This is a genomic window from Kitasatospora sp. NPDC028961 (assembly GCF_055564815.1).
In genome coordinates, this window is the sequence record NZ_JBVHVO010000022.1 from 19304 (window position 1) to 43278 (window position 23975).

General features: G+C 75.1%; 26 protein-coding genes, 2 tRNA genes and 1 riboswitch (1 of these 29 cut by a window edge). Of the genes, 18 read left to right on the forward strand and 10 right to left on the reverse strand.

Translation table 11 applies throughout. The features are described 5' to 3' along the window. The 3 genes from ACZ4UX_RS27995 to ACZ4UX_RS28005 all read left to right on the forward strand — a co-directional run. Positions 1-50, forward strand: a tRNA-Met gene (locus ACZ4UX_RS27995) (it extends 124 nt beyond the left edge of the window). A 159-nt stretch (positions 51-209) separates the two neighbouring features. Continuing rightward, positions 210-283, forward strand: a tRNA-Met gene (locus ACZ4UX_RS28000). A gap of 597 nt (positions 284-880) precedes the next feature. Continuing rightward, positions 881-1960: a hypothetical protein gene (locus ACZ4UX_RS28005; protein ID WP_465708726.1), complete on the forward strand. Its 1080-nt coding sequence runs from the start codon at positions 881-883 to the stop codon at positions 1958-1960. Here ACZ4UX_RS28005 and ACZ4UX_RS28010 read toward each other — a convergent pair. The 3 genes from ACZ4UX_RS28010 to ACZ4UX_RS28020 all read right to left on the reverse strand — a co-directional run bounded on the left by ACZ4UX_RS28010 (position 1957) and on the right by ACZ4UX_RS28020 (position 4174). Continuing rightward, the gene (locus ACZ4UX_RS28010; RefSeq protein ID WP_465708727.1) at positions 1957-2679 is read right to left on the reverse strand and encodes a class I SAM-dependent methyltransferase; all 723 of its coding nucleotides are present in this window, start codon (positions 2677-2679) and stop codon (positions 1957-1959) included. The genes ACZ4UX_RS28005 and ACZ4UX_RS28010 overlap by 4 nt on opposite strands. Before the next feature lie 107 nt (positions 2680-2786). Beyond that, complete coding sequence (locus ACZ4UX_RS28015) at positions 2787-3500, reverse strand: sensor domain-containing protein (protein WP_465708728.1); 714 nt, start codon at positions 3498-3500, stop codon at positions 2787-2789. Positions 3501-3601: 101 nt separating this feature from the next. Beyond that, a complete protein-coding gene (locus ACZ4UX_RS28020; RefSeq protein WP_465708729.1) occupies positions 3602-4174 on the reverse strand; it encodes a GNAT family N-acetyltransferase in 573 nt (190 codons plus the stop codon). A 42-nt stretch (positions 4175-4216) separates the two neighbouring features. Here ACZ4UX_RS28020 and ACZ4UX_RS28025 point away from each other — a divergent pair, with 42 nt between their 5' ends. Next, positions 4217-5227, forward strand: coding sequence for a hypothetical protein (locus tag ACZ4UX_RS28025; protein WP_465708730.1), 1011 nt, complete (start codon positions 4217-4219; stop codon positions 5225-5227). Positions 5228-5298: 71 nt separating this feature from the next. On the opposite strand, the gene ACZ4UX_RS28030 is transcribed toward ACZ4UX_RS28025, so the two are convergent. Beyond that, positions 5299-6159, reverse strand: a complete 861-nt coding sequence (locus ACZ4UX_RS28030; protein WP_359805738.1) for a M23 family metallopeptidase — start codon at positions 6157-6159, stop codon at positions 5299-5301. 12 nt (positions 6160-6171) lie between these two features. Further along, positions 6172-6330: riboswitch (cyclic di-AMP (ydaO/yuaA leader) on the reverse strand. Positions 6331-6574: 244 nt separating this feature from the next. On the opposite strand from ACZ4UX_RS28030, the gene ACZ4UX_RS28035 reads away from it, so the two are divergent. From ACZ4UX_RS28035 to ACZ4UX_RS28085, 11 genes are all read left to right on the forward strand, one after another. Then, on the forward strand, positions 6575-6865 hold the full coding sequence (locus tag ACZ4UX_RS28035) for a YiaA/YiaB family inner membrane protein (RefSeq protein ID WP_329489059.1): 291 nt from the start codon (positions 6575-6577) through the stop codon (positions 6863-6865). Between the two features lie 126 nt (positions 6866-6991). After that, a complete protein-coding gene (locus ACZ4UX_RS28040) occupies positions 6992-7819 on the forward strand; it encodes an alpha/beta fold hydrolase (protein WP_465708731.1) in 828 nt (275 codons plus the stop codon). A gap of 63 nt (positions 7820-7882) precedes the next feature. After that, positions 7883-8452, forward strand: a complete 570-nt coding sequence (locus ACZ4UX_RS28045) for a TetR/AcrR family transcriptional regulator (protein ID WP_465708732.1) — start codon at positions 7883-7885, stop codon at positions 8450-8452. Positions 8453-8666: 214 nt separating this feature from the next. Then, positions 8667-10946, forward strand: coding sequence for a SpoIIE family protein phosphatase (locus ACZ4UX_RS28050; protein WP_465708733.1), 2280 nt, complete (start codon positions 8667-8669; stop codon positions 10944-10946). A 161-nt stretch (positions 10947-11107) separates the two neighbouring features. Continuing rightward, positions 11108-12388, forward strand: coding sequence for a sensor histidine kinase (locus ACZ4UX_RS28055; RefSeq protein WP_329492194.1), 1281 nt, complete (start codon positions 11108-11110; stop codon positions 12386-12388). After that, positions 12372-12785, forward strand: a complete 414-nt coding sequence (locus ACZ4UX_RS28060) for a roadblock/LC7 domain-containing protein (RefSeq protein ID WP_329489055.1) — start codon at positions 12372-12374, stop codon at positions 12783-12785. The genes ACZ4UX_RS28055 and ACZ4UX_RS28060 overlap by 17 nt, the downstream gene beginning before the upstream one ends. Next, entirely contained in the window at positions 12782-13129 is a 348-nt protein-coding gene (locus ACZ4UX_RS28065) for a DUF742 domain-containing protein (RefSeq protein ID WP_352291173.1), read from the forward strand. Before ACZ4UX_RS28060 ends, ACZ4UX_RS28065 begins: the two co-directional genes overlap by 4 nt. Continuing rightward, positions 13107-13739: a GTP-binding protein gene (locus ACZ4UX_RS28070; protein WP_329489052.1), complete on the forward strand. Its 633-nt coding sequence runs from the start codon at positions 13107-13109 to the stop codon at positions 13737-13739. The genes ACZ4UX_RS28065 and ACZ4UX_RS28070 overlap by 23 nt, the downstream gene beginning before the upstream one ends. Next, positions 13736-15232, forward strand: a complete 1497-nt coding sequence (locus tag ACZ4UX_RS28075) for a cytochrome P450 (protein WP_359837112.1) — start codon at positions 13736-13738, stop codon at positions 15230-15232. Before ACZ4UX_RS28070 ends, ACZ4UX_RS28075 begins: the two co-directional genes overlap by 4 nt. Next, positions 15196-16302 carry a cytochrome P450 family protein gene (locus ACZ4UX_RS28080; RefSeq protein WP_465708734.1) on the forward strand — a complete coding sequence of 369 codons (1107 nt, stop codon included), beginning with the start codon at positions 15196-15198 and terminating at the stop codon, positions 16300-16302. Before ACZ4UX_RS28075 ends, ACZ4UX_RS28080 begins: the two co-directional genes overlap by 37 nt. A 44-nt stretch (positions 16303-16346) precedes the next feature. Then, the gene (locus ACZ4UX_RS28085; protein ID WP_329489049.1) at positions 16347-16604 is read left to right on the forward strand and encodes a hypothetical protein; all 258 of its coding nucleotides are present in this window, start codon (positions 16347-16349) and stop codon (positions 16602-16604) included. 187 nt (positions 16605-16791) lie between these two features. Here the strand turns inward: ACZ4UX_RS28085 and ACZ4UX_RS28090 are convergent, their stop codons facing one another. Both ACZ4UX_RS28090 and ACZ4UX_RS28095 read right to left on the reverse strand, forming a co-directional pair. Further along, positions 16792-17604: an isocitrate lyase/PEP mutase family protein gene (locus tag ACZ4UX_RS28090; protein ID WP_465708735.1), complete on the reverse strand. Its 813-nt coding sequence runs from the start codon at positions 17602-17604 to the stop codon at positions 16792-16794. 10 nt (positions 17605-17614) lie between these two features. Then, complete coding sequence (locus ACZ4UX_RS28095; protein ID WP_465708736.1) at positions 17615-18088, reverse strand: carboxymuconolactone decarboxylase family protein; 474 nt, start codon at positions 18086-18088, stop codon at positions 17615-17617. 231 nt (positions 18089-18319) lie between these two features. Here ACZ4UX_RS28095 and ACZ4UX_RS28100 point away from each other — a divergent pair, with 231 nt between their 5' ends. After that, a complete protein-coding gene (locus ACZ4UX_RS28100; RefSeq protein ID WP_465708737.1) occupies positions 18320-19141 on the forward strand; it encodes an NRDE family protein in 822 nt (273 codons plus the stop codon). A 49-nt stretch (positions 19142-19190) separates the two neighbouring features. Here the strand turns inward: ACZ4UX_RS28100 and ACZ4UX_RS28105 are convergent, their stop codons facing one another. Beyond that, on the reverse strand, positions 19191-19721 hold the full coding sequence (locus tag ACZ4UX_RS28105) for a hypothetical protein (RefSeq protein WP_465708738.1): 531 nt from the start codon (positions 19719-19721) through the stop codon (positions 19191-19193). Positions 19722-19988: 267 nt separating this feature from the next. Further along, the gene (locus ACZ4UX_RS28110) at positions 19989-20894 is read right to left on the reverse strand and encodes a sigma-70 family RNA polymerase sigma factor (RefSeq protein WP_396491248.1); all 906 of its coding nucleotides are present in this window, start codon (positions 20892-20894) and stop codon (positions 19989-19991) included. A gap of 99 nt (positions 20895-20993) precedes the next feature. Here ACZ4UX_RS28110 and ACZ4UX_RS28115 point away from each other — a divergent pair, with 99 nt between their 5' ends. After that, positions 20994-21455, forward strand: a complete 462-nt coding sequence (locus tag ACZ4UX_RS28115) for a carboxymuconolactone decarboxylase family protein (RefSeq protein WP_352291180.1) — start codon at positions 20994-20996, stop codon at positions 21453-21455. Between the two features lie 138 nt (positions 21456-21593). After that, positions 21594-23042: a MocR-like pyridoxine biosynthesis transcription factor PdxR gene (gene pdxR, locus ACZ4UX_RS28120; RefSeq protein WP_465708739.1), complete on the forward strand. Its 1449-nt coding sequence runs from the start codon at positions 21594-21596 to the stop codon at positions 23040-23042. Positions 23043-23092: 50 nt separating this feature from the next. Here the strand turns inward: pdxR and ACZ4UX_RS28125 are convergent, their stop codons facing one another. Both ACZ4UX_RS28125 and ACZ4UX_RS28130 read right to left on the reverse strand, forming a co-directional pair. Beyond that, positions 23093-23293: a DUF6126 family protein gene (locus tag ACZ4UX_RS28125; protein ID WP_465708740.1), complete on the reverse strand. Its 201-nt coding sequence runs from the start codon at positions 23291-23293 to the stop codon at positions 23093-23095. Positions 23294-23325: 32 nt separating this feature from the next. Next, the gene (locus ACZ4UX_RS28130) at positions 23326-23961 is read right to left on the reverse strand and encodes a helix-turn-helix domain-containing protein (protein WP_465708741.1); all 636 of its coding nucleotides are present in this window, start codon (positions 23959-23961) and stop codon (positions 23326-23328) included. Between the last annotated feature and the right edge of the window lie 14 nt (positions 23962-23975).

Here is a 23975-nt window from a genome sequence, read left to right on the forward strand (position 1 = left end):
TCGCTGGGCTCATAACCCAGAGGTCGCAGGTTCAAATCCTGTCCCCGCTACTCAGTAGCACAGAGGCCCGGAGGATTCGTCCTCCGGGCCTCTCGCATGTCCGGGGTCCGGGCCCGGGGTCCGCGTCCGGGGTCCGCGTCCGAGTTCCGAGGCCGGCGACGAACTGATTTCCCATCCGGGCGACTTCCCCGTAGGGTTGCGTTCACCGACGCGGGGTGGAGCAGCTCGGTAGCTCGCTGGGCTCATAACCCAGAGGTCGCAGGTTCAAATCCTGTCCCCGCTACTCAGTAGCACAGAGGCCCGGAGGATTCGTCCTCCGGGCCTCTCGCGTGTCCGGGGTCCGGGCCCGCTCCCGGGGGCCCGTCGCCCCGGCTCCCCGCCGCTCCCGGCCCGGTTCGGAAGCCATCCCGGAGCCGCACCGGAGCCGCCCGGGAACCGGTGCGGCGGCCGCGAATAAATCCGTTGCCCCCGTTCCGAGGAGCTGCCTAAGCTGGCTGCACACTGAAGGGAGGTGATCCTGAATTGAGTTCCATCAGGATGCGTGAGGTGGCTGCTCGCTAGAGCCGCCCCTGCCTGCGCAGGACGAGGCCCCGTGCCTCCGGCAGGCGAATTCCAAGCAGTCACCCGGCCCGTGGGCTCACCGGAACATCCCCGGTGCCTCGCTGCAGCGAGGAGCAGCCCACGGGCTGTCTGCTGTTCCGGCACCGATCGGCCCGGACGGCGGCCCGGGGCGTTTGCCTCCCACCGCTCCGACGCTAGAGTCGGCGCGGGTTCCGGAGCGGAGCGGGGCGGCCACAGGGGGTAGGCGATGGCGAGGACGCGGCGGACCGGGGGCACGACGGCCCTGCGAACGGCACAACGGGGAGCGGCCGGAGCGCTGGTGGGGGTGGGGGCGCTCGGCCTGGTGCTGTTCTCCCTCGACCGGGCGCACAGCTGGCAGGCGCTGGGCGGCGGGCTGGTGGTGACCGGGGCCTCGGCGGTGCTCGGCGGCGCGCTCGGCTTCCTGTTCGGCGTGCCCCGGGCGCGCGGCGGCCCGGCCGGTGAGCCGCACGGCTCCTACGCCCCGAACACCAATCTGGAGCAGGTCTCCGACTGGCTGACCAAGGTGCTGCTCGGCGTCGGCCTGACCCAGCTCGGCTCGCTCGGCGAGCGGCTGCACCAGCTCGGCGCGGCACTGGCCCCCGCGCTGGGCGGCGGCGAGGGCGCGGCCCCCTTCGCGGCCGCGCTCGTCCTCTACTTCCTCGTTCTCGGCTTCCTGACCGGCTGGCTGGTGACCCGGCTCGCCCTGCCCCGGGTGCTCTCCGGCGCCGACCAGGCGCTCGACCTCTTCCTGGCCGGCCAGGACCGCGACCTCCGGGGCGACAAGGTGGGCGCGGACGACCTGCGGGTCCGCGCGATGCAGCACCTGGGCCTGCTGGGCGGCAGCACCGGCCGGGCGGACGACCCGGCCCGCCTGCTGCCGTCGAACGCGACGACCGGGCCGGAGAGCGTGATGGCCGAGGTCCGGTCGACGGCCCGGCGCTCGGCGCTCACCGCGGACCGGGTCCGGGAGCTGTTCGCGGACGGCGCCGACGACCGGCGGATCCAGGCGCTCGCCCTGATGCAGGGCGATCCCGCGCTGGCCGACCTGGCCAGCGTGCTGGAGGCGATCGAGCACCCGCGCTCCGGCTTCGAGCAGTACCACGCGCTGCTGGCCGCCCGGGGCCTGCTCTCCTGGCTGCCGGCCGCACAGGCGCAGCGGCTGCGGGACGCGGTGGCCGGCCGGCTGGTGGCGCCGGACGGCATCCCGTACGGCTCCGACCGGAGCTGGCTGGCGGAGAAGATCCTCTCCCGGCTGGAGTCACCGGCTCCGCTCCCCCCGCAGGTCACCCTCCCGCAGCAGACCGGTCCGGTCGGGCAGCCGGCCGGGCAGCCGGTCGGCCCGCCCGAGACCGACCGGCCGGAGCGGCAGCCGGGCTAGCCGCCCCGGTGCCGGCGGTCGGCGGCCCGCAGGACGAGGACCCGGCCGAGTCGCCCCGCACCGGCCGGGAGCGGGCGGACCTCGCTGGCGATCCGGCGCTCGCCCAGCGCGCGGCGCAGCCCGTCGAGGTGCCGGCAGCGCCGGCCCGCGGCGTCGTTCAGCGGGTGGACCCGGACCTCGCCGCCGGGGGCGGTCACCCGGACCAGCTCGGTCAGCGCGGCCAACTGCTGCTCGGGGCCGAAGAGTTCGGGGTAGACGAACAGCAGGAACCCGCTGAGGGTGAGCGCGAAGGTGTCGTCCGCGAACGGCAGCCGGGGCAGCGCGGCGGCCACGTACCGCTGCGGGTGGGCGGCGGCGTCCGCGGCGAACAGCCGGCGGGCCCGGTCCCAGCTGCGCAGGTAGCGGTCGGCCGGGCGGTGGTGGGCCGCCGGGTACAGCTCGGGGCGGGCGGCCATCGCGGCCGCCATGGCGGCGCGGGCGGCCAGCGCGCGGGCCGCGAGCTCGGGGGCCGGCCAGGCGTACGCGGGATCGGTGGCGATCACCCGGCAGCCCAGCTCGCGTGCCTCGGCGGCGAGCCCGGCGGCGCCGCCCGGGCAGTCGAGGACCGGCCCGGGGAGGGCGGCGAGCCCGGCCCGGGTCAGATCGAACAGCGCGCAGTACTCGTCCAGCGGGCGGGAGGTGACCGGGACGTCGGCGGCGAGGTCGGTCGGGGCGGCCATGCGGTCATCGGACCACGGGCCGGCCCCGCCCGCACCCCGGAGCGTCCGGGGCGGGGCGGGGCCGGTGGGGCTGGTGGGTCCGGGCGGTGGGGCGGCGGGTGGGCCGGTCAGCGGCCGAGCAGAGCCCGGGCGGCGAGCCGGTTGACGTTGGTCAGGGCGCGCACCAGCTGCGGGGTCAGGAAGACGAACACGAAGCCCAGCAGCGAGAGCCCGGCGATCTGCAGCGGCCCCTCGACGTAGTAGACGTGCTCGACGCCGTTGCCGTCGTAGTAGTCGAACACCCGGAGGCCCCGCCAGCCGACGTACTTCGGGTAGACCCAGTGGTAGAGCGGGTAGAGCGCCAGCGTCCAGCCGACCAGCAGGAACGTCAGCGACATCGCGAAGCTGAAGAGCGCCCACGGGAGCATCACCACCTGGTAGAGCACGGCCTTCCAGCCCGCCGCGTCCACCAGCCGCGCGGTGATCGCGCCCCAGCTGCCCGGCCGGCGCGCCCGGACCGGCTTCGGGCCGGGCACGTCCAGCGCCAGCATGCCGCGGACCCGGGCCCGCTCCAGCCGGCCGAAGCCCCGGGCCCCGGCGGTCAGAGCGGCCAGCACCGGCATGCCGAGCACGGTGACGAGAGTGCCAACACCGAAGGTGAACAGCGTGATGGCGAAGGCGAACCCGGCGAGGGCCACCGGCACCGCGGTGAGGGTGAAGCCGAGCTCCCGGTAGTAGTAGGACGAGAACGGCGCCCGCCAGGCGTACGGCGGCTCCTCGGTGCGCCGTACCGCGTCGTCGCGGTCGTACTCGCTGCGCTGCGTGCTGAGGCTGCTGCTCATGGCCCTCGGGTCCTTCTCGGTGGCGTGCCGGGCTGACGTCACAACCCTGTCAAAGGCCGGGCCGGGCGGACATCCGGCTCCCCCGTGAAGCGGGCCGGGGGTTAACCCCCCGCCCGGGGCCACTCGTGGGCGAGGAGCGAGTACTGGAAGGAGTCGCGCCAGCGGCCGCGCAGGTGCACGTCGTGCCGGATCCGGCCCTCCAGGCGGAAGCCGGCCCGGATGAGCACCCGGACCGAGGCCGTGTTCTCCACGTCCACCCGGGCGACCAGCCGGTGCAGCCCGAGCGGGCCGAAGGCGAAGTCGCAGAGCAGCCCGGTGATCTCGCCCGCGTAGCCGTTGCCCCAGGTGTCGGGGCGCAGCGCGTAGCCGAGGTCGGCGCTGCGGTGGCCGCCGAGCGTGAGGGCGGCGTTGCCGATCGGGACGGCGCAGGACGGGGCGTCCGCGTCAGCGCGGCGGGTGACGGCCAGCCGGTAGACCGTCCGCTCGTCCTGCTGCGCCTCCTCCAGGTACTGCTCGATCTGGTCGGCGCAGTCCTCGCGGTCACGCGGCTCGAACGGGAGGTAGCGGGTGGCCTCCCGGTCGCCGAACACCGCGTACAGGGCGTCGACGTCGGCGGCGCTGTGGTGGAACTCGCGGATGGCCAGGCGGGGGCCGGTGAGTCGGACGGGGACCATGCCTGCCGACCCTACCCGGGCTTTCCGGTTACCTTACGTGACATGGAAGAAGAAGACCTGCGGCTCGCCCCGCGCACCAAAGCCGCCGAACTGCTCGCCTGGGCGCAGGCGCACGGCCACCCGCCGGTGGCCGAGGCGCCGGTGCGGGCGGTGCTGGCGCTGCTGGAGCTGGGTGAGGGCAGGATGCGTGACGGCTGGCCGGAGCTGACCTCGGACGCCGTGGAACAACTGCTGTACGAGCGGCTCTACCTGTACGTCCAGCCCGAGCCGGAGCAGGACCCGCTGGCGTACGGCGCCGCGGTGCGGCTGCTGATCGACCACCAGCGGGCGGCGAAGCGGCTGAACGCCAAGCGGCAGGAGCGGCTGCACGCAGAGGCCGAGTGGCAGGGCGAGGTGGCTGCCGGGCTGCTGCGCCGCGCCGACCTGGTGACCTGGCCCCGGCTGTACACGCTGCTGCTGCACGCGGACGGGGTGGACCCGGCCGACGGGGCGGCGGTCCGGGCCTGGCTGGAGGCGTTCCGGGAGCTGGCGCCGGAGGACCGGGCGGCCGCCTACGAGCGGCTGGAGGCGGCGGGCGCGCTGGACCCGGTGGACGACGGGGGCTGGGACGGCGCCCGGCCGCTCAGCGTCGGGATGGCCACCGACGGTGCCCGGCGGCTGCTGGAGCAGGGGCTGATGCGGCGCAGCTACCGCAACCTGGAGGAGCTCACCGCGCAGGGTCGGCCGATGCCCGACGAGCTGGCCGGGGACTTCGGGGCGTTCGAGGAGGCCGCCGTCGAGGCCGCGCTGGACCTCTTCGGCGAGTGGACGGTGCCGGGGCTGCCGCGGCTGCTGGTGGAGGAGTTCCCGGAGCTGGCCCCGGAGCCGGGCCAGGAGGAGATCGACGCGTACCTGGCGCAGCTGCCCGGGGCACCCGGCGAGGCGGAGGACGCCGGGGAGTACGGGGACGACGAGCCCGGGGACGACTACGGGGACGAGTACGGGGACGAGCCCGGGCACGGGCACGGGTCCGCCGACCGGCCGGACGGGGCCGGCGCGGCCGCCGGGGCCTGAGACGCGACGGTGCCCCGGCCGTCGTGACGACGACCGGGGCACCGCGGCGGGCTGTCAGAAGGTGACGCCGGTCAGGGCGTCACGCCGCGCTGCTCGAACCAGCTCTCCGGGTCGACCGGGGCACCGCCGCCGGGCCGGACCTCCAGGTGCAGGTGCGGGCCGGTGACGTTGCCGGTGGCCCCCACCTTGCCGAGCTGCTGGCCGGGGACGACCTTGCCGGAGCCCTTGATGATCGAGGAGAGGTGGCAGTACCAGATCTCGGTGCCGTCGGGCAGCGTCTCGACGATCCGGTAGCCGTACGACCCGGCCCAGCCGGCCGAGGTGATGGTGCCCTGGCCGACCGCGTAGACCGGGGTGCCGGTGTCGGCGGCGAAGTCCAGGCCGGTGTGCAGGTGGGCCCAGTAGGAGGCGCTCTGGCCGTAGTGGGCCGAGAGGTGGTAGTCGCGCACCGGCAGCTCGATGGCGGCGAGCTTGGCCTTCTCGGCCTCCTCGGCGGCCCGCTTGGCCTCCTGCTGCTGGGCCGCGCGCTTGACCTCGGCCTCCTTGGCGGCCTGCAGGCGGGCGCCCTCCTCGGCGGCGGTGCGCTGGCTGTCGGCCTGCTGCTGGATCCGGGCGGCGAGCGCGAGGCCCGGGTCCGCGGCGAGCGCGACCGGGGTCTCGTCGGGGACCTCGACGGCGGGGGCGGCGGCCGGGGTGGCGGAGGCGAAGCCGGTCGCACCGAGGGTGGCGGCCACGGCGGTGACGCCGAGCAGCGGGGCGGTGCCGCGGGTCTGACGGGGCATCCGGTGCCGGTTGCTGTCGGGGGCCTGCGGCCCGGTCTCGGCGCCGGACCCGCCGAACTCGCCCGGGTGGGCGGGCGGCCAGGGGTGGTCGAGCAGCTGGGTGCCGGCGGGGGAGCCGGGCAGGTGTGCCGGAGAGTGCGACGACGCCACGGAGGCGCGCTCCTTTCCTTCCTTCGCGCCTACCGGGTTAGCTGACGGGTTCGGAGCAGGAAGGTCTCCTACGGCTGGGCCTGGGCCCGGCCGATTCACCCCAAGGAACATGGTTCCCCGGCTCCCTGGCCTGCCCGGAGGCCGGCCGGCGGGATTAGGCGACGGCGCACGGTGCCGTCTGGGTACGGCGTTACGAACCGCGCTGCGTTATCAAACGTTAATCCTAGGAGCCTCTGATTCCAAGCCGTCCGTTCGGGACAGCCGGATACTACCCGGACGGTACGTGACCTGATGGGCGATTTGGGCGGATCGACGGCACCTGACACTACCGAACGTGAGGGGACGTCAACGAACGGTCCCCCACTTGAGTACTCCTACTCATGTGCGGCGCTCCCGGCGCGGCCATCCTGGCGCCATGAACGCACCGATGCAGTCACGCACCACGGCCGCGTATCACCTCCAGGCCGTCCTCTCCTTCGCCCTCTCCGGCGGCGCCCTCGCCGTCGGCATCGCCTATCTGCCGGTCGGCGGCTGGACCCGCGCCTTCCTCGCGGTCGGCCTGCTCTACACCGTCACCTCCGCCTTCACCCTGGCCAAGGTGATCCGGGACCGGCAGGAGACCAACGAGATCGTCACCCGGGTGGACCAGGCGCGGCTGGAGAAGCTGCTCGCCGAGCACGACCCGTTCAAGGTGGAGGGGGTCTGAGCCGCGGCACCGGGGCCACCCCGGGGTCCGGCCGGTCGAGGGCTTGACGGCTAAGGCTATTAGCCTTAGCTTTATGGCTATCAGCGCAACGCCGACAGCCCGTCCCCGCAGACCGAGGAGGCCCCCATGCCCGGCACCTTCACCCCCAGCACCCAGTACCTCGACCTCCCCGGCGGCCGGCTGGCCTTCGACGACACCGAGCAGGGCGACGGCGCCCCCCTCGTCCTGCTCCCCGGGATGCTCGACAGCCGCGCCGCGTACCGGCACCTGCGCCCGCTGCTGGTGGCCGCGGGCCACCGGGTGATCACCCTGGACCTGCGCGGCTTCGGCGAGTCCTCGATCGCCTGGGACGACTACACGCCGGCCGCGATCGCCACCGACGTCCTCGCCCTGCTGGACCACCTCGGCATCGACCGCGCCACGCTGGTCGGCAACTCCTACGCCGGTGCGACGGTGGTCAAGGTGGCCGGGGACGCGCCGGAGCGGGTCGCCGGGATCGTCCTGGTGGACGCCTTCGTCGAGAACCCGCCGCCGAACGCGCTGCAGCGCGTGATGTTCGGCGTGATGGGCGTCCTGCTGGTGCACTCGCCCGCGTTCTGGGGCCTCTACCACCGCAAGATGGCGTACCCCGGTCCCAAGCCGGCCGACTTCGACGCCTACGTGGACGGACTGGTCGCCGCGATGCGCACGCCGGGCCGCAAGCAGGCCACCCGGGGCTACGTGCGCGGGGACTCCGCGCCGAACGGCTGGACCGCCGCCGTGAGCTGCCCGGCGCTGGTCCTGATGGGCACCAAGGACCCCGACTTCCCGAACCCCGAGCTGGTCGCCGACCGGCAGGCCGCCGCGCTGAACGGCCGCAGGGTGATGATCGAGGGCTCCGGGCACTACCCGATGACCGACCGGCCGCAGGCCACCGCCGACGCCCTGCTGCCCTTCCTCGCCGAGCTGGCCTGAGCCCGCCCTTCCGCGCCGGGCCGGCCCGAGCCCGCCCGCTTCCTCGACCACGGAGACCGCACCATGCCCCGAGTCGGACTGACCCCCGAGCAGGTCGTCGACCACGCCCTCGCCCTCATCGACGAACAGGGCCCCGAGGCCCTCACCCTGGCCGCCGTCGCCGGACGGGCCCAGGTGGCCACCCCCTCGCTGTACAAGCACGTCAGCGGCGGACTCGCCGAGCTGCGCCGGCTGATCGCCGTCCGGGTCACCGAGGAACTCGCCGACCGGCTCGCCGAGGCCGCCCTCGGCCGCGGCGGGGATGACGCCGTCGCCGCCGTCCTGCGGGCCTACCACGGCTACGCCACCGAGTACCCGCACCGGTACGCCGCGCTGCCGCAGGCCCCGCAGCCGGACGACGACCTGGCCAGGGCGGGCGGCCGGCTGGTCGGGGTGATCCTCGCGGTGCTCCGCGGCTACGGGCTGGAGGGCTCCGAGGCCGTCCACGCCGCCCGGACCGTCCGCTCGGTCGCCCACGGCTTCGCCTCGCTGTCGATCGGCGGCGGGTTCCAGCTCGCCGAGAACCTCTCCGACACCCAGGACCGCCTGATCACCCTCCTCACCGGCGGCCTCCGGAACTGGCCCGGGGCCTGAACCCCGCCCCCTCCACCCCCGCCGCACCCGGCGCACCCCGCGCGGCGGGCCGGCCGGACCACGGCGGACCACCCGGTCGGAGCGGCCGGAAAGGGCACGGCCGGCGCCCGCACCCCGGCACCGGTGCGCCGTCCGGGTCACCCTTCACCGGCATCGGAAATGAGGTATGAAGAATTGGGTGCCCGACAAGGCGACGGAAAGGCCGGGAAATCCCATGGACCTGACCTCACCGTGGCTTCCCCCCTCCGAGGACGAGAGCCGGGCCCCGCGCAGCAGCCCCACCGCGCGCAGCGCGATGCGCTGTGTCCGGTTACTGCTCGGCTGCACCACCGCCGCCGAACTCCTCGGGACCGTGCTCGCCGAAGGCCCGGGCTGGATCACCGGTGAGGGCTCCGCGCTCTACCTGCTGGACAGCGCCGGGATGCTCCGGCTCACCGCCTCGCACGGCCTGCCCGACTGGGTCCACGAGCGCTACGGCGTCATCGATCCGGCGAGCGAGCTGCCCGCCGCGATGGCCCTGCGACTTCGCCGCCCGTACCTGCTCAGTCCGGAGCGCACCAGCGTCGACTACCCCAACCGCAATGCCGGTATGGGCACCGGAATGGTCGCGCTGATCGCCCTGCCGATGATCGTCGACGAACGGCCGATCGGCGTGCTCGCCCTCGCCCTCGCCCACCGGGGCACCGTCCCCCGCCGCGATCTGGACGTGCTGGAGACGCTCGGCGACGCCTGCGCCCACCGGCTCGCCCATCTGCTCGACAGCGCGCGGGCGGGGGCCCGCCCGGCCGGGACGGCCCACCCGGGGCCCGGCGGCGAGGCCGGTACGGACGGGCGGTCCGCCGCACTGGCCCACCCGATGCTCTCGCTCGCCGTCCGGTCCGCCGGGCACGGCGCCTTCGAGCGCGATCTGGTGACCGGCGAGACCTTCTGGGACGCCACCGCCTACCGGCTGGTCGACCGCCCCGTGCCGCCCGACGGCCCGCCCACCGCACCCGACCTGGACGGGCTGGTCCACCCCGAGGACCTCCCGGACGTTCAGGCCGCCCTCGCCGAGGCACTCGCCACCGGCGGCCCGTACCGGATCGAGTACCGGGTGCCGCGGCGCGACGGCGGGGTGATCCGGATCGAGGAGACCGGCGAGGTGATGCTGGACGTGCACCGCCGGCCGGTCCGGGTCGCCGGGCTGCTGGCCGACCGGGACCGCGCGGGCGCCCCCGCGGAGGAGGCGGCCGGCGGCGGAGCGGGCGGCGGCGCCCCGGCGGTCGGCGCCCGCTCGGCGCTGCTGCTGGCGCTCACCCGCGCGCTGTCCCGCGCGGTCACCGTCCGGGACGTGACCACCGCGGTGACCGACGTCGCCCGGCCGGCGTTCGGCGCCGCCAGCATCGTGCTCGACCTGGTCGACGAGGGCCGGCTGCTGCCCGTCTCGCACACCGTGTACGGCGGCCCGCGCCGGACCGAGCTGACCCGGCTGGCCGACCTCTCCGAGGGCGTGATGCAGCACTCGCTGGCCCGCTCCGCCCCGCTGTTCAGCGAGCCCGCCACCACCCGGCCGGGCGGCGGCGGGCCACTGACCCCGGCGTCCTGGGCGGTGCTGCCGCTGGTCGCCTCCGGGCGGCAGGTCGGCTCCTGCCTGATCACCTTCTCCACCGAACGGGTCTTCGGCCGCGAGGACCGCACCCTCTACTCCGCCTTCGCCGGCATCCTGGCGCAGTCCCTGGAGCGCGCCCGGCTCTACGACACCCACCACCACCGGGCCACCGAGCTGCAGCGCGCCATGCTGCCGCGCACCCTGCCCCGGCTGCCCGGGATCGCCAGCGCCGCGCGCTACCTGCCCAGCACCGAGGGCATGCAGATCGGCGGCGACTGGTACGACCTGCTGCGGCTGCCGGACGGCCGGATCGGCCTGGTGATCGGCGACGTCCAGGGCCACAACGCCGAGGCCACCGCCGTGATGGGCCAGCTGCGCAGCGGTCTGCGCGCGTACGCCACCGACGGCCACGACCCGGCCGCCACCCTGGCTCGGACCAGCCGGCTGCTGTCCGAACTCGACACCGACCTCTTCGCCACCTGCCTCTACCTCACCCTCGACCCCGCCGACGGGACGGTCCGGGCGGCCCGGGCCGGTCACCCTTCGCCGGTCCGGATCGCGCCGGACGCCGCGGCCGTCGAGCTGGACCTGCCGGGCGGCCCGCCGCTGGGCGTGGACCCGGGGCAGCCGTACCACCTGACGGTCGGGCACCTGGCCGTCGGCGAGACGCTGCTGGTCTACACGGACGGGCTGGTCGAGGACCGCGAGGAGGACTACGACGAGTCGGTGCAGCGGATGCTCGGCGGGCTGGAGCTGTGGGCCCGGCAGGCCGGTCCGGTCCGGCTCGGCCCGGCCGCCGCCCTGGAGCGCCTCGCCGACCTGCTCACCCTCAACGTGACCGAGCGCCGCTCCCGGCCGGACGACGTCGCTCTGCTGTTGCTGCACCGGAGTTCGCCGGTTCAGTGAGCCTCCGGCGGCGCCGGGGGAGCGGCCCCGGGCGCGGCGCGGCCGGGCCGGAAGCAGGTCGGATTGACGTCGTATGGACGGGATATTGACGAGATCCGGTCACTTGGCGAGATCCGTTCACACCTTCGTAGGATCATCACCCTAGAATTCGCGGCGTGACGATGACTCAGTGGTGTGCAACGGCAACCGGCGTTCTCGCCGCCCTCGCCCTCGTGGCCGCCGCCCGCTACCGCGCCGTCTCCGTCACCCAGCGCCGCCGGGCCGACCGGCAGCAGCGCGAGAACGCCCGCCTCCAGGACCAGCTCGCCGTCGAACTCGCCCGCCGGGGCAGCGAACTGGCGGCCGTCCAGCAGGAGCAGGAACTCAACGCCTCCACCCAGCGGGCCTTCCTCAGCGTGGCCCGCCGGATCCTCGTGATGGCCCACGACCAGCAGGCCCTGCTCGACGAGATGGAGCGCACCCACGACGACCCGGCGCTGCTGGAGGGCCTGCTCAAGGCCGACCACGCCGCCGCCCAACAGGCCCGCCTGGCCCAGACCCTGGCCGTCCTGTGCGGCGCCCGGGCCGGGCGGCACTGGCCCGAACCGGTCTCGCTGGAGGACGTGGTACGCGGTGCCCAGTCGCGCATCCTGCCCTTCCAGCGGGTGGTGGTCCGCAGCCGGATCGAGACCGCCGTGGTCGGCGCCGCCGCCGAGGCGCTCATCCACGCCGTGGCCGAGCTGCTGGACAACGCCACCCGCTACTCACCGCCCAGCACCCAGGTGTTCGTCACGCTGATGCCCGTCCACAACGGCGCCGTCGTCGAGATCGACGACGGCGGCGTCGGGATGCCCGAGCCGGCCGTCGCCAAGGCGGCCTCCGCACTGGCCGGCGGCACCTCGCTGGAGGTGTCCCGCCTCGGCGAGGTGCCGCAGCTGGGCCTGGCCGCGGTCGGCCGGCTCGCCGAGCAGTACGGGTTCCGGGTCACCCTCAGTTCGGCGCCCTCCCCGTACGGCGGGGTCCGGGTCGTGGTGCTGCTGCCGAACGCGCTGCTCACCGAGCCGCTCCCGCCGACCGTCCCGGGCCTCGGCCCCGACGACCCGGCGTTCCCGGCCGATCCCCACCGGAACCCGGCCTCCCCCTACCCGGGCGGACATCCGCGGACCACCGCACACCCCCTGGTGGAGACCCCGCCGGCCGGCCCCGCCGCTCCGCCGCCGCTGCCCCGCCGGAGCCACCGGCGCGACCGCTCCAACCGCCACGCCTCGCCGGCCGCTCCCCCGCCGGCGCCCGCCCCGCCCTACCGGTCGGCGCAGGATGCCCGGGCGTTCATGGCGATGTTCCAGGCCGGCACCGCCGACGGCCGGTCGGCCGCCCGGACGCAGGCCCAGCCCCACCGTTCCCTGCCCGCTTCCCCCCAGCTCCCCCAGCGCTTCGGAGAGTTCCATGACCACCACCCCTGATCTCGGCTGGCTGCTCGCCGACATCATCTCCGTCCCCGAGGTCCAGCACGCCGTCGTGGTGTCCAACGACGGCCTGGAGATCGGCCGCAGCGCGGGCATCCTGCGCGAGGACGCCGAGCGGCTCGCCGCCGCCTGCTCGGGCCTGCAGTCGCTGGCCCGCGGCGTCGCCCAGGGCTTCGGCGGCCACGGCAGCGCCACCCGCCAGATCGTCATCGAGTACGGCGGCGGCTACCTCTTCGTGGTCGCCGCCGGGGCCGGGGCCCACCTGGCCGTGGTGACCGGCGAGGCGGTCGACGCCGGCCTGGTCGCCTACCAGATGCAGGTCCTCGTCGAGCGGATCGGCAGCCACCTCACCAGCCCGCCGCGCGTCGATCACGCGGCGGGGGGCCGGCGGTGAACGGGCCGGTCCGGCCCTATGTGATCACCGGCGGCCGCAGCCGGTCCACCCGGTCCGCGCTCGCCGTCGAGAGCCTGGTCAGCGCCTTACCCGACCGGCCCGACCTCCCCGAGGACGCCCTGCTCAACCGCGAGCACCAGCGCATCCTGGACCTCTGCCGCAGCCTGCTGTCGGTCGCCGAGGTGGCCGCCTACCTCGGGCTGCCGCTCGGCGTCGTCAAGGTGCTGGTCGGCGACCTCTGGGACCTCGGCGCCGTCCAGGTGCTCCCGCCCGTCCCGCAGGCCGAACGCCTGCCCGCAACCCTCTTGGAAGAGGTGCTCGTTGGCCTCCGCCAACTCCGCTGACCCGCGCACCGCCGAGCCCTCGGCGCCGGAGCCCCAGTACCTGCCGCCGTCCGTCCAGGGCGCCGTGAAGATCCTGGTCACCGGCCCGTTCGGGGTCGGCAAGACCACCCTGGTCGGCGCACTGAGCGAGATCACGCCGCTGCGCACCGAGGAGACCATGACGGCCGCCAGCAGCGGCATCGACGACCTCACCGGGCGGCCGGGCAAGACCACCACCACGGTCGCGCTGGACTTCGGCCGGATCACGCTCAACCCCCGGCTCGCCCTCTACCTCTTCGGCACCCCCGGGCAGCAGCGGTTCTGGCCGCTCTGGGACGACCTGTCGCGCGGCGCGCTCGGCGCCATCGCGATGGTCGACCTGCGCCGCCCGGACGAGAGCTTCGACGTGCTCGGCCGGCTGGAGGAGCAGCGGATCCCGTTCGCGGTCGCCGTCAACACCTTCCCGGACACCCCGAGTTACCCCGAGGAGGAGCTGCGCTCCGCCCTCGACCTGCTGCCCGACGTACCGATCCTGTACTGCGACGCCCGGGACCGCCGGGCCGCGTACGACCTGCTGATCGACTTCGTCGACCATCTGCACTCCACCGCCGTACTGGAGCTCCAGCGATGACGACCCCCGACCCGGGCACGGCCGTTCCGCCGTCCGCCGGGCAGCTGTCCGCACCCCCCGGCTGCCCGGCGCACGCCGCCGGGACCCTGCCCGCCGGGGTGCCGCTGCCCCGGCTGTACGGCGCCGCCGTCGCCGACGACCCGCACGGCCTGTACGCCCGGCTGCGGGCCCAGTACGGCCCGGTCGCGCCGATCGAGCTGGAGCCGGGGGTCGAGGCCTGGCTCGTGCTCGGCTACCCCGAACTGCTCGAACTCACCCGCAACGAGGCGCTGTTCTCCAAGGACTCGCGCCGCTGGAGGGTCCCCGCCGAGGGCCGGCTGGCCGCCGACTCCCGGCTGCTGCCGATGACCGCCTGGCGTCCCACCCTGCTCAACCTGGACGGCGCCGAGCACCAGCGGCTGCGCGCCGCCGTCGCCGACACGCTGGCCGAGATCGACCACCGCCAGCTGCGCGAGACCACCGAGGCCGCCGCCGACGCCCTGATCGACAGCTGGGGCCCGGACGGCACCGCCGACCTGATCGCGCAGTACGCCCGCCGGCTGCCACTGCTGGTCTTCACCCAGCTGATCGGACTGCCCGCCGAGGCCGGACCGCACCTGGTCGGCCTGATCAGCCACTTCGTCGACAGCAGCAAGGACTCCGTGCGCGCCAGCGCGGAGTTCCAGGCGATCCTGGTCGACCTCGTCCGGCGCCGCCGCGCCACGCCCGGGGCCGACCTCACCTCCTGGCTGCTGGCCCACCCGGCCGCGCTCAGCGACGAGGAGGCGGTGCACCACCTGGTGGTGATGATGGTCGCGGGCAACGAGACCACCATCAACTGGACCGGCAACACCCTGCGGCTGCTGCTCACCGACCGCCGGTTCCGGGCCACCCTCACCGGCGGCCGGCTCACCGTCTCCGACGCGCTGGAGGAGGTGCTCTGGCGCGACCCGCCGACGCAGAACTTCCCCGGCCGGTGGGCGACCGGCGACACCGTCCTCGGCGGCCAGTACATCAGCGCCGGCGACATGCTCGTGCTCGGCCTGGCCGCGGCCAACGCCGACCCGGCCGCCCAGGGCGCCTCGGCCGCCGCGCACGGCTCGCTCGGCGGCAACCGGGCGCACCTGGCCTGGGGCGCCGGCAAGCACGTCTGCCCGGCCCAGCACCCGGCCCGGATCATCGTCGAGACCGCCGTCGAGACCCTGCTGCACCGCCTTCCCGATCTCCAACTGGCCGTACCACCCAGCGAGTTGGCCTGGCGCCGGTCGCCCTGGTCACGCGCCCTGGTCAGCCTGCCGGTGCTCTACAGCGCCTTCACCCCGCCCCGCCCGCCAGCCCCCGAGAGGCCGTCATGGACACCGCCGCCCCTGAGCTCGACCGACCCGGCCACCGACCCGAGCCCATCCGGCTCGACCCCTTCGGACGGGACCAGCACGGAGAGAACGCCCGGCTCCGGGAGGCCGGCCCGGCGGTCCTGGTGGAACTCCCTGGCGGGGTGGTGGTCTGGGCGATAGCCCGGCACGACACCCTCCAGGAGCTGCTCGCCGACCCCCGGGTGGGCAAGAACCCGCAGCTCTGGACCGCCTTCACCGAGGGCCGGCTGCCCGAGGGCTGGCCGCTGCTGAACTTCGTCACCGTGCCGGGCATGATCACCGTGGACGGCGAGGACCACCGGCGGCTGCGCGGCCTGGTCACCCAGGCCTTCACCCCGCGCCGGGTCGCCGAACTGCGGCCCGCCGTCGAGTCCCGCACCCGGGCGCTGCTCGACGACCTCGCCGGGCTGGAGGGCCCGTTCGACCTGCGCGAGCACTTCGCCTACCCGCTGCCGATGCAGGTCATCGGCGAACTGCTGGGCCTGCCGCCCAAGCAGCAGGACGAACTGCACGAGCTCTCCGACACCCTGGTCTCCAGCTCCGCCACCCCGGCCGCCGCGATCGCCGCCCAGCGGGGGCTCCAGGCGCTGCTCGCCTCCGTGGTCGAGGCCAAGCGCGCCGAACCCGGCGACGACCTGACCACCGACCTGATCGCCGCCCGCGAGTCCGGGGACCGGCTCAGCGAACAGGAGCTCGTCGGCACGCTGCTGCTGATGCTGGTGGCCGGGCACGAGACCACCCTCAACCTGATCACCAACGCCGTCCGCGCCCTGCTCTCGCACCCCGAGCAGCTGCGGCTGGTGCTCGACGGGGAGCAGCCGTGGTCCGCGGTGGTCGAGGAGACGCTGCGGTACGACTCGCCGGTCGGGCAGTTCCCGCTGCGGTACGCGACCGAGGACATCCCGGTGGGCGACGTGGTGATCCGGCGCGGCGAGGCGCTGCTCGCCTCCTACGCGTCCGCCGGCCGGGACGCCGCGCACTACCCGGACGCCGACCGCTTCGACATCACCCGGCAGCCGAACCGGCATCTGTCGCTCGGCCACGGCCCGCACTTCTGCCTCGGCTCCGGACTCGCCCGGATGGAGGCGGAGACCGCGCTGCGGTACCTGTTCGACCGCTTCCCGGGGATCGCCCTGGCCGAGGGGCCCGCGCCGGAGCCGATCGGGTCGTTCATCAGCAACAGCGTGCGGGCGCTGCGGGTGACGGTCTGACGCCGCCGCGGTGACCTGAGGGCGGCCGGGTCGTTGGGGGTTCCATGAAGAAACTCGCCACCCTGGCCGCCCTCACCATGGCAGGCCTCGCCCTGGCCGCCCCGGCCGCGTCGGCCACGACCTCCACCGCCACGTCGCCGGACGCCCTGGACGGGCTCTCCAGCGGCCTCAACCTCTCCCCGGGCGACCTCGCCCTGAAGGAGGCCGGCAAGCTCCCGCTGGTCGGTCACGCCGCGCAGGAGGTGGAGGCGATCGGCACCAACCAGTTGACCCACCCGGGCCTCAGCGGGCAGATCGGCTGAGCGGTCCGGCGCGGGGACCCGGCGGTCCGGGAGCTCCCCTGTGGCTCCCGGGCCCCGTGGTCTCCCTGATCTCCCGGTCTCCCGGCTCTCCTTGCGAAGCGGCCGCCCCCGCTGCGCGCCGCTCGGGGCGCACAGCGGTCGGCGTCCGTCGCCGACTTCGCGGTCGGGTCCGGACGCCGGCTCCGGGTCAGCCCTGCGCGAGGGCGTTCAGCTCCTGGTAGGTGAGCCCGCCGTCGAGCGCGGTGTACGTCCCCTCGGAGTACACCTCCTCGGCGGCGCGGCGCACCGCCGCGTACGCCGACCTGGCCAGGCCCGGCCCGAGGCTGACCCGGGCCACGCCGAGCTTCGCCAGCTCCGGTACGGACGGTGAGCCCGGCCCGGCCAGGACGTTCAGCGGCGCCGGGACTGCGGCCACCAGGGCGGCGATCGTCTCCGGGTCCGCGACCCCGGGCACGAACACTCCGTCCGCGCCGGCCGCGACGTACGCCCGCAGGCGGTCGACGGCCTCGTCCAGCCGGCCGGCCGGGTCGCCGAGCTGCTTCAGGAACACATCGGTGCGGCCGTTGACGAAGAGCGGGACGCCGGCCGTGTCGGCGGCGGCCCGGGCGGCCGCGATCCGTTCGGCCGCCTCGGCGGCGGGGCGCCCCCCGTCCTCCAGGTTCACCCCGACCGCGCCGGTGCCGAGCAGCGCGGTGACGGTCTCGCCGACCTCGGCGGCCGTCGCGCCGAAGCCGCTCTCCAGGTCCGCCGTCACCGGCAGCGCGACCGAGCGCACGATCAGCGCGGTCTGGGCCAGCACCTCGGCGCGGTCGGCCGCGTCGCCGTCCGCGCTGCCGAGCGTCCAGGAGACGCTCGCGCTGGCCGTCGCGACGGCCCGCGCACCGGCGGCGGCGACCAGCCGGGCGCCCACCGCGTCCCACACGTTCGCGAGCACCAGGGGCTCGCCGGGGCGGTGCAGGGCGTGGAGGGCGCGGGCCAGCTCGTGCTGAGTGGTCGTCATGCCGGGCACCCTACTTCGCGGCGGGGCTGAGGCGGGAGGTGACGCCGATCCGGTTCCAGGAGTTGATGGCGACGATCAGCGCGATCAGCTGGGCCAGCTCGGCCTGCTCGAAGTGCCCGGCGGCCTCCTGGTAGACGGCGTCCGGCACGTGCCCCTGGGTCAGCAGGGTGACCGACTCGGTCAGCGCGAGGGCGGCCCGCTCCTTGGCGGTGAACCAGGACGTCTCCCGCCAGGCCGGCAGGGAGAGCAGCCGGTGGTTCTGCTCACCGTTCTTCAGGGCGTCCGTGGCGTGCATGTCGATGCAGAAGGAGCAGCCGTTGAGCATCGACGCGTGCACCTTGACCAGCTCGGCGAGGACGGGGTCGACGCCCTGCCGGGCGGCCCGGTCCAGGGCGATCATGGCCCGGTAGAACTCGGGGGCGAGGTCGGGGAGGGAGATCCGCTGCTCGGGGGCGGACACGGTGGCGTTGTCGTTCGTCGTCATACCGGCCAGCCTAGGGTCCGACTGGACTGGCTCCCTGGCACATTCGGGCCGAGAGATCGTGGGCCACTTCACGGTCGGGGCGGGCCCTCGGGCGGCTCGCCCGAGTGTGGCACGGCGGGCGCCGGAGGGCGAGGGCCCGGACCTGCCCGGATCCGAACGATCGTGCGAGGATCGCGGGGAGGGTGGTACAGCCGGGCCGCCCGGGGTGGGCGAGGTCAGGGGGCCAGGATCGTGTGTACCGCGTTCGTCAGCATCGAACCGTCGGCATCGGTGCCCGTGCTGCTGCTGTCGGTGCGGGACGAGTACGCCGGGCGGCGGTGGTCCCCGCCGGACCACCACTGGCCCGCGCACCCGGCGGCCGTCGGCGGGCTCGACCTGGCGGCGGGCGGGACGTGGCTCGCCATCGAACCGGGGGCCGCGGTGCCCGGGGCCACCGAGCCGGGCACCGCGGGGCCGGCCGCGGCCTGTCTGCTGAACGGCTTCGGGGCCATGGCACCCGCCCGGGCCCGGCTCTCGCGCGGGGAGCTGCCGCTGATCGCCCTGCGGGACGGCGGCCTCGCCGGCGTCGACCTGGAGCGGTACGACCCGTTCCACCTCGTCCTCGCCGGCCAAGCCGGCGCACGGGTACTGAGCTGGGGCGGCAGCACCCTGGCGGAACGCGACCTGCCGGTCGGGCTGAGCGTGGTGCTCAACGACGGACCGGAGGGGCTGGCGGCGGACCGGACCGCGTCCGAACTGGTCCGCTCGCTGATGGCCGCCCGCGCCGCGCACTTCCGGGCCCGCTTCCGGGCCGCCGCCCGGCCCGCGCCGCGGCCCGGCCCCGCCACGACCGAGCAGGCCTGGGGCGCCTGGCTGCCGATCGTCTCCGGCGACGGCCTGGCACTCGACGATCCGGCCGCGCTGGTCCAGCGGCGGGAGTTCGGCGACGGGCGGATCTGGGGCTCGTCCTCGATCTCGCTGCTCGCCTTCGGGCCCGACGGGCCTCGGTACGACTTCGGCCCGGCCCCGGTGACGGAGCCGGGCACGCCCGGCGGCTGGCGCCGGATCGGCTAGACGGGTGGAGTAACTGGCAGACTCCCCCGTCCCGGCCGGTGCGAGTCGTTCAGCCCTGCGCCCGGGCCTCCAGCCAGCGCCTCGCGAGGGTCGCGTTGACGGTGTAGAAGAACTCCGACTTGAGCCCCGGCTCGCTGGTGAGCGCCTCCACCCAGGTCATCGGCCAGTTGCGGCGGTGGTAGTGCCGGTGCACCGCGCGGGTGAAGGCGGCGAGGTTGCCCTGCAGGCTCTTCTTCTCCAGGCCCAGCCGGGTGGCCAGTTCGGTGTAGCTCACCCGCGCGTCGGGCTGGGTGGCCAGCACGTCCAGCACCCGGGCCACCACCTGCACCGATCCCAGCGGCTCGATCATCAGCCGGCGGAAGTCCTCGACGGTCCACTCGACGACCGGGAGCTTGCCGGGCTCCCCGGCCGCCCCCTCCTCCGGCGCGGCCGGGGGCACCGGCGGAGCGCCGCCCGCCCCGGCGGCCGTCGGGGCGCTCGCCGTGGCGCCGGTCAGCCCGGCCAGGTAGGCGTACACCTGTGTGACGTACTGACTCGGCACCGGCACCGAGACGAACTGCGGCTGGTCGTCCTGCGACATGTGGTCCTCCCCTGGTGTGGCCGCCGGCCCTGTTCCCCGGCGACAGCCCTGATCCTGACAGACCGCCAGTCGCCTTGTCCAGCCTTTACTGCCAGTTACTTCCAGCCCTTCTCGCTTCCTCTCCCGACTACTCCCTCGATTCGGTCCCACCGGCCGCCCCAGTGAGCCGCTCCCCGGGACGAACGGGAACGCACCCCTTCGGTGGCCGGTGGACGTTCCGGTCGGGGCGGCGGGCGCGTGGGTGCGCCCACCGCCCCGGCCGGCCGCTCAGCCGCCGAGGATCGGCCCCAGGTCGATCCGGGCCAGCCGCTCCGGATCGGTGAGGATGTCGAGCGCGGTGACCCGGCCGTCCCGGATGGTGAACGCCATGAGCGACAGCGGCTTGCCGTCCGCGAAGGACAGCACCCCGGGCGCGCCGTTGACGAGCACCGGGCGGGCGTTCTCGGCGAAGCGGGCGAAGGTGATCGCCTGCGAGGCGACCTCGGCCGCACCGCGACGCAGCGTGCTCGGCCGCAGGGCGCCGCCGTCCGAGCGGGCCACGATCCCGGGGTCGAGCAGCGCGAGGAGGGCGTCGAAGTCGCCGCCGCGCGCGGCGCTGAGGAAGGCGTCCACCACCTCGCGGCGGCGGTTCAGGTCGCCGTCCTGGGCGGGCGCGGCGCCCTGGACGCGACGGCGGGCCCGGCTGGCCAGTTGGCGGGTGGAGGCGGAGGTGCGACCGAGGATCGGCGCGATCTCGTCGAACGGGACGGCGAACAGGTCGTGCAGGACGAAGGCGAGCCGCTCCGCCGGGGCGAGCGTGTCCAGCACGATCATCAGCGCGATCCCGACCGAGTCGGCCATCAGGAGCTCCTGCTCCGGGTCGACGACGCCGAAGGCGCCGACCACCGGATCGGGCAGCCGGACCGCGCCCTCCTGCCCGTCCGGCCCGTCCAGCGGGTCCTCGCGCCGCGCGGTGCGCGAGCGCAGCAGGTCCAGGCAGACCCGGCCGACCACGGTGGTCAGCCAGGCGCCGAGGTTCTGCACGGCGCTGACGTCCGAGCGGTCCAGCTTCAGCCACGTCTCCTGGACGGCGTCCTCGGCCTCGCTGAGCGAGCCCAGCATCCGGTAGGCGACCGCCCTCAGTTGGAGCCGGTGCTCCTCGAACTGCCCGGCCAGAAATTCGTTCCCGCTCACCTGTCACATCCCCGTTCCGCGATCCGTCGGTGCAGTGAAGGACGATAACCGGCCCGGCGCGCAAGGCACTCGGGCTCCTGACTCGACGGAGGAAACGCCGTGACCGCTCGGATGAAGAACCCCGCGATGGTCCTGCCCGACGCGATGAAGGGCATCCAGAACATCTACAAGGCCATGTACCAGGGCGGCGTCCCGCCCCAGATCATGGAGCTGGTGCACCTGCGGGCCAGCCAGATCAACGGCTGCTCCGCGTGCGTCTTCGCCGGCGTGACCAACGCGAAGAAGGCCGGTGAGACCGACGAGCGCCTGCACGCCGTCGCCGCCTGGCGCGAGGCCCCCTTCTTCACCGGGGAGGAGCGCGCGGCCCTCGCCCTGACCGAGGCGGCCACCCGGCTGGCCGACCGTTCCGGCCCGGCCGTGCCGGACGCGGTCTGGGACGAGGCCGCCGACCACTTCAACGAGGAGCAGCTCTCCGCGATCATCCTCATGATCGGCCTGACCAACCTCTTCAACCGGCTGAACGCCACCATCCAGGAGCCCGCCGGCGCGACCTGGGGCTGACCGCGGTGCGGGCCCGCGAACCGGCACCGACCGGCGGCGCGGGGGCCGGGGCCGCCACCCGGCCGCCCGCGGCCACGCGATAATCCCTTACGGACACAACCCGGACGGCACAGCGCCCCGCACGGATCGGCCCTCCCCATGAGCACCACCTCCTGGACCGCGTTCGGCGGCGATCTGCACCTCGACCTCAGCGGCCGACGGGCCGCCGGGGCCGGCCTGCGGGCGGCCCTGGAGGACGCGCTGCGGGAGGCCGTGCAGGACGGCCGGCTGGCCCCGGGGACGCGCCTGCCCTCCTCCCGGGCGCTCGGCGAGGACCTCGGGATCGCCCGCAACACCGTGGTCGAGGCGTACGGGCAGCTGACCGCCGAGGGGTGGCTCGCCTCGCGGCAGGGCTCGGGCACCACGGTGGCCGGGCGGACCGCCCCGCGGTCCGGCCGTCGCCCGGCCGAGGCGCCGCCCGAGCGCCGGACGACCCGCCACGACCTGACGCCCGGGCGGCCGGACGTCTCGCTCTTCCCGCGCACCGCCTGGCTGACCGCCGCGCGGCGGGCGCTCGCCACCGCGCCGCACGAGGCCTTCGGCTACGGCAGCCCGCTCGGGCGGATCGAGCTGCGGCAGGCGCTCACCGACTACCTCGCCCGGGTGCGCGGCGTCCGGACCGACCCGGACCACCTGCTGATCTGCTCCGGCTTCACCCAGGGCATCGGCCTGCTCTGCGCCGCCCTGCGCGAGCGCGGTCCGGCCCGGACGCGCGGGACCCGCACCCTGGCGGTCGAGGGGTACGGGCTGCCCCCGCAGCGCGAGATGGTCCGGGCCGCGGGGCTGACCCCGGCGCCGCTGCCGGTGGACTGCGCGGGGGCGCGGACGGACCTGCTCGGCGCCCGGCGGGACGCGGCCGTCCTGCTCACCCCCGCCCACCAGTACCCGACCGGCGCCGCGCTGGCCGCCGAACGCCGGTCGGCGGCCGTCGGCTGGGCCCGCGAGCAGGACGGGTACGTGATCGAGGACGACTACGACGGCGAGTTCCGCTACGACCGGCAGCCGCTCGGGGCGATGCAGGCGCTCGACCCGGAACGGGTGGTGTACGCGGGCACCGCGGCCAAGAGCCTGGCGCCCGGCCTGCGGCTGGCCTGGCTCGCCCTGCCGGACGCCCTGGTCGAGCCGGTGGCCCGGCGGAAGCAGCTGGCGGACACCATGTCCCCCGTGCTGGACCAGCTGACCCTCGCCGAGCTGATCACCTCCGGCACCTACGACCGGCACGTGCGCCGCTGCCGGCTGCACTACCGGCGGCGCCGCGACGCGCTCGTGGCGGCACTGGCCGAACGCGCCCCGCACGTCCGGGTGACGGGCATCGCCGCCGGGCTCCACGCCGTGCTGCAACTGCCGCCCGGGGCGCCGACGGAGGCCGAACTGCTGACCCGCGCCGGGGCGCTCGACCTGGCCGTCACCGGCCTCTCCTGGCACCTGGCCGACCCGGCGCTCGCCCCGGACGCCTCGCCGGCCCTGGTGGTCGGCTACGCCACGCCGCCCGACCGGCTCTTCCCGGCCGCCCTGGACGCGCTCTGCGGGCTGCTGCGGACGGCCTGACCGGCCCGACCCTGGCCGTCCGGGGCCGTCGAACAGCCTTACCCCACGGGCTACTTGTTCCGGTTGCCCAGCTCGAAGAGCAGCATGATGAAGCCGGCGAAGGCGTGCGTGGCGACCATGTAGATCAGCACCCGGATGCCGACCCGGCGGTTGGCCCACTTGCCGGCGTCGACGGTCTTCGGGGCGTCGGCGGCGGCCGCGACGGGAGCCGCGTCGGCGGTGACGGTGGTGACGGTGGTGGGATCAGCCATGGGAGATCTCCTCCAGGAGGTCCGACGGTGGGTCAGTGCGGGACTGCGGGGCCGCCGCCGAGGCAGAGTTCGCCGCCGGGGCTCTGCAGCAGGGTGTGCACGAAGAGCAGCTCCACCCCGTCCGCCGAGTCGGCGGCGATGCAGTGCGGGGTGAGCGAGTCGAAGTGCGCGGAGTCGCCCTCGTCGAGCAGGTGGGTGCGGTCGCCGAGGGTCAGCCGCAGCCGGCCCTGCAGGACGTACAGCCACTCCTCACCGGGGTGGACCCGGACCACCGCGTCCTGCACGCCCGGGGGGACGTGCACCCGCAGCGCCTGCATCGCCCGCCCGGGCGCGCCGGCCCGGCGGTAGCCCCAGCCGCCCGCGCGACCGGGGTCGATCGCGCCGCCGCGCACCACCGGGTCCGCCTCGGCCGGGGACTCGCCGAGGAGGCCGGAGACGGAGGTGCCGTAGGCGCGGGCGAGTCCGAGCAGGACGGGCAGTGAGGGCTGGCGACGGCCGGTCTCCAGCCGGGACAGATAAGCTGGGGAGAGTCCGACCCGGGAGGCGGCGACCTCCAGGGTGAGGCGGCTGCCGAGCCGGTGCTCGCGCAGCCTCGCGGCGAGGCCCGCGACCTCCAGGTCGTCGGTCCGGTCGCCGGGGGTGGAGGGGCCGGCTGGGCTGGTGGTCATGTGACCAGTGGACA

Excerpts from the sequence above, each read along its gene's own strand:
- ACZ4UX_RS28010 (WP_465708727.1), bottom strand. The coding sequence starts at position 2,679 with ATGGCCGCCCCGACCGACCTCGCCGCCGACGTCCCGGTCACCTCCCGC.
- ACZ4UX_RS28015 (WP_465708728.1), bottom strand. The coding sequence starts at position 3,500 with ATGAGCAGCAGCCTCAGCACGCAGCGCAGCGAGTACGACCGCGACGAC.
- ACZ4UX_RS28020 (WP_465708729.1), bottom strand. The coding sequence starts at position 4,174 with ATGGTCCCCGTCCGACTCACCGGCCCCCGCCTGGCCATCCGCGAGTTC.
- ACZ4UX_RS28025 (WP_465708730.1), top strand. The coding sequence starts at position 4,217 with ATGGAAGAAGAAGACCTGCGGCTCGCCCCGCGCACCAAAGCCGCCGAA.
- ACZ4UX_RS28035 (WP_329489059.1), top strand. The coding sequence starts at position 6,575 with ATGAACGCACCGATGCAGTCACGCACCACGGCCGCGTATCACCTCCAG.
- ACZ4UX_RS28040 (WP_465708731.1), top strand. The coding sequence starts at position 6,992 with ATGCCCGGCACCTTCACCCCCAGCACCCAGTACCTCGACCTCCCCGGC.
- ACZ4UX_RS28045 (WP_465708732.1), top strand. The coding sequence starts at position 7,883 with ATGCCCCGAGTCGGACTGACCCCCGAGCAGGTCGTCGACCACGCCCTC.
- ACZ4UX_RS28050 (WP_465708733.1), top strand. The coding sequence starts at position 8,667 with ATGGACCTGACCTCACCGTGGCTTCCCCCCTCCGAGGACGAGAGCCGG.
- ACZ4UX_RS28055 (WP_329492194.1), top strand. The coding sequence starts at position 11,108 with ATGACTCAGTGGTGTGCAACGGCAACCGGCGTTCTCGCCGCCCTCGCC.
- ACZ4UX_RS28060 (WP_329489055.1), top strand. The coding sequence starts at position 12,372 with ATGACCACCACCCCTGATCTCGGCTGGCTGCTCGCCGACATCATCTCC.
- ACZ4UX_RS28075 (WP_359837112.1), top strand. The coding sequence starts at position 13,736 with ATGACGACCCCCGACCCGGGCACGGCCGTTCCGCCGTCCGCCGGGCAG.
- ACZ4UX_RS28085 (WP_329489049.1), top strand. The coding sequence starts at position 16,347 with ATGAAGAAACTCGCCACCCTGGCCGCCCTCACCATGGCAGGCCTCGCC.
- ACZ4UX_RS28090 (WP_465708735.1), bottom strand. The coding sequence starts at position 17,604 with ATGACGACCACTCAGCACGAGCTGGCCCGCGCCCTCCACGCCCTGCAC.
- ACZ4UX_RS28095 (WP_465708736.1), bottom strand. The coding sequence starts at position 18,088 with ATGACGACGAACGACAACGCCACCGTGTCCGCCCCCGAGCAGCGGATC.
- ACZ4UX_RS28105 (WP_465708738.1), bottom strand. The coding sequence starts at position 19,721 with ATGTCGCAGGACGACCAGCCGCAGTTCGTCTCGGTGCCGGTGCCGAGT.
- pdxR (WP_465708739.1), top strand. The coding sequence starts at position 21,594 with ATGAGCACCACCTCCTGGACCGCGTTCGGCGGCGATCTGCACCTCGAC.
- ACZ4UX_RS28125 (WP_465708740.1), bottom strand. The coding sequence starts at position 23,293 with ATGGCTGATCCCACCACCGTCACCACCGTCACCGCCGACGCGGCTCCC.
- ACZ4UX_RS28130 (WP_465708741.1), bottom strand. The coding sequence starts at position 23,961 with ATGACCACCAGCCCAGCCGGCCCCTCCACCCCCGGCGACCGGACCGAC.